Source organism: Archangium sp., assembly GCF_036389735.1.
Lineage (GTDB): Bacteria > Myxococcota > Myxococcia > Myxococcales > Myxococcaceae > Archangium.
The window spans coordinates 1-7,221 of sequence record NZ_DASVWK010000021.1 but is presented as its reverse complement, the minus strand read 5'-3'; the positions used below and the strand labels follow the sequence as shown (position 1 = coordinate 7,221).

General features: G+C 64.3%; 6 protein-coding genes and 1 pseudogene. 4 read left to right on the top strand and 3 right to left on the bottom strand.

Annotation, left to right across the window (positions count from 1 at the left end; genetic code table 11):
- The 4 genes and pseudogenes from VF794_RS00640 to VF794_RS00625 all read left to right on the top strand — a co-directional run.
- A pseudogene (locus VF794_RS00640) lies at positions 1-537 on the top strand (hypothetical protein); the annotation flags it as partial.
- 28 nt (positions 538-565) lie between these two features.
- On the top strand, positions 566-1,024 hold the full coding sequence (locus tag VF794_RS00635; RefSeq protein ID WP_414640851.1) for an IS66 family transposase: 459 nt from the start codon (positions 566-568) through the stop codon (positions 1,022-1,024).
- 151 nt (positions 1,025-1,175) lie between these two features.
- Positions 1,176-2,912: a M28 family metallopeptidase gene (locus VF794_RS00630; RefSeq protein ID WP_331106662.1), complete on the top strand. Its 1,737-nt coding sequence runs from the start codon at positions 1,176-1,178 to the stop codon at positions 2,910-2,912.
- 530 nt (positions 2,913-3,442) lie between these two features.
- Positions 3,443-4,438 (top strand): hypothetical protein, encoded by a 996-nt coding sequence (locus VF794_RS00625; RefSeq protein WP_331106660.1) that lies wholly within the window; start codon positions 3,443-3,445, stop codon positions 4,436-4,438.
- Positions 4,439-4,508: 70 nt separating this feature from the next.
- On the opposite strand, the gene VF794_RS00620 is transcribed toward VF794_RS00625, so the two are convergent.
- The 3 genes from VF794_RS00620 to VF794_RS00610 form a co-directional block, all read right to left on the bottom strand.
- A complete protein-coding gene (locus VF794_RS00620; protein ID WP_331106658.1) occupies positions 4,509-5,837 on the bottom strand; it encodes a hypothetical protein in 1,329 nt (442 codons plus the stop codon).
- Positions 5,838-6,787: 950 nt separating this feature from the next.
- Complete coding sequence (locus VF794_RS00615; protein WP_331106656.1) at positions 6,788-7,021, bottom strand: hypothetical protein; 234 nt, start codon at positions 7,019-7,021, stop codon at positions 6,788-6,790.
- A partial coding sequence (locus tag VF794_RS00610; protein ID WP_331106654.1) for a hypothetical protein occupies positions 7,018-7,221 on the bottom strand: 204 nt, incomplete at its 5' end. The genes VF794_RS00610 and VF794_RS00615, both read right to left, overlap by 4 nt.

Here is a 7,221-nt window from a genome sequence, read left to right as displayed (position 1 = left end):
GAGAGGAGCGCCGAGTGGCCGGGCCTCACGTGCCTGCCGCAGCTGCTGGGGCCGGCGAGGCGGCTGTTCCAGGGGTTCAGCTGGACGAAGCGCTGGAGCAAGAGGAGGAGCGAGGACTTGGAGGCGGGGGAGGGGCGCTTCGCCGAGGAAATCGCCGAGCCAGTGGAGCTGGTGGTGGAGCCCCTCCCGTGTTGGAAAGGACTGGGGGAGGAGGAGGAGCGGCGGCGTGCGGTGCGGGGATTGGTGGAGGCGGTGGAGTCCGAGGCTCGCGCACGGGACACGCCTGTCATGGGGGCTCGAGCTGTGAGGGCCCAGCACCCGCATACCCGGCCGGAGCACCTCAAGCGCAGCCCGCGGCCATTGGGTCATGCCTCCACGCGCCAGGCGCTGAGGGAGTTGCGCGAGCAGTACCGGACCTTCGTCGTGGCGTTCCGCGAGGCGGCAGCTCGGTGGATGCGAGGGGACTTTTCGGCCCCCTTTCCGCTCTACTCCTTCCCGCCGCGTGTCGTGCCGAGTCCCCTCACACGAATTTTTTGACACCTTCTCGGGGGCACAGGCCCACGAGATGTTTGGCTGGTGGCACCGGGTGAAGGACGGGACGCTCAAGCGCGCCACCTTCGAACGGCGCATGCCCGAGGTGGAGTCCGAGGTGGTGCGGTTGCTGGAAGAGGCCGGGCGGTGCGCGAGCAAGAAGACAGCCGGCATGGCGCGGGAGATTCTCAAGTTGAAGGGGGCCCTCTTCACCTTCGTGGACGTGGAAGGCCTGGAGCCGACGAACAACACGGCCGAGCGTGCGCTGCGCCCCGCTGTTCTCTGGCGCAAAAGCAGTTGGGGGACGCACAGCCCGCGGGGCGGCCTCTTCGTCGCGCGGATGCTGACAGTGGTGGCCAACGCTCAAGCAGCAGCAGCGCAACGTGCTGGAGTTCCTGACGTCCTCTTGCCAGGCTTCGCTGCGCGCGCAAACCGGGCCCTCGCTGTTGCCCTCCTGAGCGCAGCTGCGCCTTCTCTCCGCCTGACGCGGTGAACGGTTACTACCGTCTCTCCGTGAGCGTTTTACGCTCTGCTCCCCGGTTGGTCTGTCCTTCAACTCACGGATCGTGCAGAAGAGCCTCTCAACAGGGCCCCAATCCCTCTTACGCCTAGTGCTAGATTCCGCTCGGGAGGCACACACACACATGATTCCGTTCCGCTCGCTGGCCGTTATCGCCTTGCTGATGACGACGGCCGTGTCCTGCAAGACTCCGGGAAACGGCGCGGCACTCAGGTCGGCGGCAGCCGAAAGGACGCGCGACGAGGAGCTCGTGCGCGGCTACCTCCAGAAGCTCGCGAGCTTCGGCGAGCGCGCGGTCGGGAGCGAAGCCGGAAGAAAGGCGGCCGAGTGGCTCCGCGACGAGATGGAGAGCATCGGTCTTGAGAACCCGCATTTCGAGGAGTTCGCCTTCCCCTATAATGAGTACCGCACCGGCAAGCTCAGCATCCAAGGTGGCGGCCTCGACCGGGAGCTAGCGTACGACGTGCTTGAGGCGTCGGGTGGCACGGGCGGAAAAGACCTCACGGCCGAGCTCGTCTGGGTGAACATCGGCGCGCCGGCCGACCTCGCAGGCAAAGATCTGAGCGGCAAAATCGGCGTCCTCAAGCGCGATTTGAACTACGACCGCGCCGTGCAGATCCTGAACCTCATCAACGCGCACGCCGCCGGAATGCTCTATATTTCGAATGCTCCGAACAACCTGCGCCAGCTCGGAACCGTACGGAAGACCTTCGAGGCGACGCATTCGATCCCAGCGGTCTCGATCGGCCAAGAGGACGGCGAGGTACTCGTCGCCGCGCTCGACGCGGGTAAAACGCTGCGCGCGACGCTCCGTCTCGACGTGACCGCCTCCACCCTCGAGCACCCTGGCCACGGTCGCAACGTCGTCGGCCGCATTACAGGCGAGGACGCCGACAAGGTCATCATCATCGGAGCGCACTACGACACCTGGAAAACCGGCGCCGTCGACAACACCAGCGGCGCGGCGAGCGTCCTCGCGATCGCCCGGCGCGAGGTCGAGCGCTTCCGCGCGAGCGGCAAGAAGCCGCGCTACACGCTGGTCTTCACGGAACTCGACGGCGAGGAGAACGCCCTCTACGGAGGCTACGACTACCTCCGCAAGCACTACTTCGTGCCGAACCGCGAGACGATCATCGCCGTCATCAACCTTGAGATGCCCGTCGGCGCGGACAAGGAGACGCAGGCGAAGTATCCCGAGTCTGCGGCACCGACCTGGTCGATCGCGTACTCTCAGATCAAGGTGCTCAACAGGGCCCTCAAAACCGTCAACGCGCGCCAAGCGAAGACTGTCTATCCTGTGTTGCAAGGCTTTGATAACCTTGTGAAATTGGCCGGCGGCACGCTCGCGACCGACATCCAGCCACACTACCGCGCCGGCATCCCGACGATCTGCACCTGGACCGATACGCCGTGGTACCACACCTCGCTCGACGACCTGGATCACATCGACGTCGAGGCTCTCGGGCGGGCGGTCGGCTTCTTCAACCAGCTCCTCGCTGAACTGGCGGCGCACGCACCCGAGGAGTTCACGGAGACCGAGGCGGGGCTCCTCAAGGCCAAGATCACGACGGTGCCACGGCGCTCGAATGCGGACGATCTCATGGTTGACGTGGAGCTGACCGATGCGCAAGGGCGTCCGGCCGCCGACGTCGCGCTCCAAGCCGAATACCACGTGAGCGATTACTTCCAGGCGTGGTCCGACTACAGCGGCGCGACCCGCACCGACGCGAGCGGCCACGCGCGCATCGTGGTTCCCGCGGCCAAAGTCGAGCTTGCGCCGACGGGGCGTTATCTCAACGTGACGGCGGGGAACGAGTATCCGCTCGTCGAGGCCATGGCGCCCGTCGAAGATCGCCGCTAAGCCACCCTGGGTAAGTTCTGTTAGGGGCGGGCAACGCGGGCAACGTGCGCCTTCGGCGGAGCAAACCGCCCGCCTGACAGGACTTAGTGCCTGTTTCGGTAGGGCCTATTCCTGGCAGGCCGCTCCTCGGGTGGGGAAGTTGCTGAACCTCCTACCGAAACAGGTTCTTACTCCAGCTGGCTTAGAACACCGGACGGTTTGAAGCTCCACTGCTCCCCGAATTGACGGCACAGGCCAAGTGACACGGAGAGATGAACCGGGGGGAGAGGGAGTAGAGCGCACGCTCTCCTGTCTGCTCTTCGGTCTGGCGTTCCGCGCTCGGCTCCAGTGTCGGGGGCGCACGCTCCTGGTCAGCGCTTCCCGGGCGGAGTAGAACGAACGAATCCCCAGGTACCGTCCCGCCGCTCGGCGTGGCCGGCACCCTGTCGCCGCCTGGGTGGAGTGCCTCGAAAAGCCGGAGCACCCACTGAGCCCCATCCCGTCTCCCGGGAGGTATCGTGATGCGTCATCTGCTCTTAGGGAGTGTCGCAGTGTCCGCGCTGGCATTGGCGGGAACCGCTCAAGCCGAGGATGCGTGTGGCTCGACGCCCGCTGGCTGGAACGCGCCCAACGGCGCGGTGGTGTTCGACCGGAGCTTCGGCCCCATCCGCGACATCCTGGACGCCATTGGCGAGTACCGCACGCACTCGATGCTCTCGCATGGCCCCGGCGCCACCGTCTCACACGCTACCATGGCCAACCCTTCCCAGGAGCCCTCGCCGGAGGTGTGTGGCAAGCCCATGAGTGGCTTCGATTTGCGCTACGGCTACCCGGGACTGGAGCAGATCAACCAGGGTGGCATCTACATGAACCTGTACGGCAAGGACAGCGGCCCCGAGTGGACCGGCTGGCAGCAGGGAAACCCCAGCCAAGCGGCGCTGATCGGCGACTCGCTCTGGTTCAACCACGCGTATGTCAGCGACCGCTCTCGGGTCGACCTGGGCCAGTACATCGACCGGCCGGTGCGCAACGGCGCCCGCGTCAACTACTCGCTCTTCCAGTACCGGGTGGTGGAGACCGCCCACCAGATTCCGGGCGGTGCGGTGAACGGCGGCATGGTGTGCTCCACCTTCATGGCCTACGCGCACAACTACGCGGGCCGGGGCGTGGTGACGCCGCACACCTACTCGCACGCGCAGCTCGCCAACGCGGTCAACTCGCTCTACACGGGCGTCTTCAACGAGTGTAAGGAGTCGCTCGGCTGGTTCACCGGCGCGATGCTCACCATGGCCTGCCCCTCCAGCAACGTGTGCGGTAACGCCGGCAATCAGGTGGCCAACTGCATGTCCACCAACCAGTGCGACACCGCCGACAGCAGGCCCTGGAAGGGCGTGCGCGACGATCCCCACGCCACCGCCATCTCCATCAGCCCGGATCGCATCGGCGGCTGGGGCGTCCACCCGCTCGACAACACCATCTGGGGCCCGGACTACTCGCACCAGCTCCAATGGAACTCGGGCGGCAACGTCTACGGCTGCTGGCAGTAACACACCCTCACCGCTGTCCTGCGCAGCAACCCTGCTTGGTCCAACTGAGGCTTGCGCCCCTTCTTCGGCCTTACGGGTGATCGGAGAGAACGATGGAGAAGGGATATCGATCCTCGGTCCTCAGGTCGGGATCGTACGGACCCGTCGGGAGGACGGTCACGATGAGGGTCCGCTTCTGGTCCGCCGCGAACTTCAACGGCTTTGTACCCGACGACAACTCCAGGACCTCTCCATCCGAGTCGGGCGTCAGTCCGGGCACGGCCTGGACGACGAAGCGACGCCGTGCATCACTCGGGGCTTCCAGGGACACGTAGACCGTCTGGGGGGAGTTCGCACCGGCCGACAGCTCGAGGTAGCTCGTGCCCAGCATCATCGGCGCGTTCTCGCTGATGGAGGTCGTTCCCGGCTTGGCTTCCACCTGGGCCGCCAACACGAGCCGGGCCGCCTTGAGGTTGTCCAGCCCGTCCTTGAAGTGGCGAAAGTGGCGGTCATCGACATGCTCCCCGGTGTACCAGCGCCAGCGCGAGAACTCAGGAACGGTGTCGACGTAGCTTGAGTTCTTCTCCTTCAGTATCGAGTCGAGCGCATCGGCGAAGTCCGGCTCGTTGAGCGTCTGATCATTCTCCGCGCCCGGCGGGTTGCGAGAACCGAGCCACATGCGTGAGAGGAACCGAGGGTCGCCGTCGAAGAAACGATCCTTCAGGTAGAGCAGGTACAGGGAGGAGCCGTACATGTACCAGGTGTCATATTTATCATCGCGATCGAGCGCCCAATCGGGGTGCGCCTGGAAGTCATCCAGATAGGTCTTGATGTAGCGATCCGCATACACCTGATCCGTGAAGACTGCGGACATCTCGAAAGTGATGGGGGACTCGTACCAGTCATCCGCAGCTTGGGAGGCGTGCGCCATCTCATGGACGACGGTCTCTTCGAGTTCGGGCCCGCCGTAGGGACCCCACGCATCGACCACCATGTAGCCGCGCCGGTCATCCCACGCGGTGGAGGAGTCGCCAGAGAGGACGTTGACGAGGCAGCTGCGGTGGCCCTTCCACACGAACACGTCGAACGCGTCATCGGGTCCGCACTCGCCGTTGTCCGTGAGCGCCGGGCGCATGCCGAGCTGGTTGACGTGATAGTCCCAGCCCTTCTCGACGGCCACGAGGATCTGCTGGGCCGTCTCCCGCTCGACCTCCTTGTAGTAGTGGACGAGCACCGGGAGCTTCTCGGAGCGGATGGAGTAGGGGAACAGCTCGTTGAAGTCGGGCCGCCCGCAGATCTTCGCTCCTTCCTCCAGGGGGTGCTTGTAATCCAGGGGATCGGACTCGCAACCGGTGACGGCAAGACCCAGACCGAGGCAGGTCAACCAGGGCAGTACCCTGGACACAGGAGGCGAGAACATGTTTGTTTTTCCTTGGAGCATGGTGTTGCCGGCTCAAGCCGTGGAGCGCGACATCCTCTATCCTCCATCCATCCTCCTGCTCTCGCTTCGAGGGGTCCACGTGGGCTTTCATCCGAAAGCCATCACAAAAAGCATGGAAAGAGTCGGAAATCTGAAGGATCAACGTGCTCTAGCTTTGATCACTTCATGAATTTTCGAGACCCTATGGGCTGTGAAGAAATAACACACCCCATATGGTTGTAATCCACACAGGCTGGTGGTCCTCTCCGCTCTGACAAGAGTGCTGTTCGCTCCGCCCGCGTACCCCGAGCGTACCCCACGTACCCCGCGTAGCGTACCCAGCGTATGGAAATGGTTGGAGGCAAAGGTGAAGGCGTGCAGCCGTACGTTGCCGGCGTTCTGCTGGACGGCTCGTGCCAGCACGCCTCCCACCACCTCGTTCACCTCCGCGCTGGGACGCAGCAACAACCGTCCCTGGAAGCACCTGGACGTGACGAAGTATGGAACATCCTCAGCGGCCAGCCCATCCCCATCCCCCTGCGTACAAGCCGCCACGCCGGATGCACCCTGTGGGCCAGCTCCAAGTCCTTGGAAAGACTTGAAAAGCGGTCGGTTACCCGTCCACGCCCGAGCCTCGTTCTCGCTCCGTTTCGGGTGTCAAAGGTGTCGTTTCGACATCTCGCCCTTTACGAGTCGTCTGACACCCCTGCTGGACACCCCTGGACACCCCTGCTGGACACCCCTGCTGCAGTACCGGGCCTTCGTCTCGGCATGCCGAGAAGCCGCGGCTCGTTGGAGGCAGGGGGACTTCTCGGCGCGCTTCCCCCTCTTCTCCATCCCGCCACGCATCTTGCCGGGTCGCGTTGCTCGAGTTCTTTGACACCCTCGCCGACACCCTCGCCGCCGGGCCTCATGGCCCCATGAGGCGGAACCCTGCGGAGGGGAATGCATCAGTCTTGACGAGACTTCTCAGCAGCAGCGTCGTGGTCGGCTTTTCCGGCCCACCATGCGAGCTCGCGGATCGCCACACTCAGTTCGACGTCGGGATACCGCGCCATCGTCTCATCCATGAGCACGTGCAGGATGCGCAGCATGGCCGTTTCAATCGTCGTGCCGTTCTGGGTTGCATAGCCGCGAGCTTCTTCGACGCACTCAAGGCACCAATCTTGCCAAGCGTCGCTCATCGCTTTTTGGTCCTTTCCGCGATGTCCCAGACACTTGTGACGGCGCTGCGGATCTTCTCGGTACTGCGTTTGCCGTCGCGCGTATCTCGGCACGCGTAGAGGACAAAATTGTGAACCTCTGCAACGGCGGCCTCGAACCGGCTGCGTCGTTCGGAGGACTTGGCCTTGGCAAGCCCTTTTCCCCAGCAATACTCATGGAG

Excerpts from the sequence above, each read along its gene's own strand:
- VF794_RS00630 (WP_331106662.1), top strand. The coding sequence starts at position 1,176 with ATGATTCCGTTCCGCTCGCTGGCCGTTATCGCCTTGCTGATGACGACG.
- VF794_RS00615 (WP_331106656.1), bottom strand. The coding sequence starts at position 7,021 with ATGAGCGACGCTTGGCAAGATTGGTGCCTTGAGTGCGTCGAAGAAGCT.
- VF794_RS00620 (WP_331106658.1), bottom strand. The coding sequence starts at position 5,837 with ATGTTCTCGCCTCCTGTGTCCAGGGTACTGCCCTGGTTGACCTGCCTC.
- VF794_RS00635 (WP_414640851.1), top strand. The coding sequence starts at position 566 with ATGTTTGGCTGGTGGCACCGGGTGAAGGACGGGACGCTCAAGCGCGCC.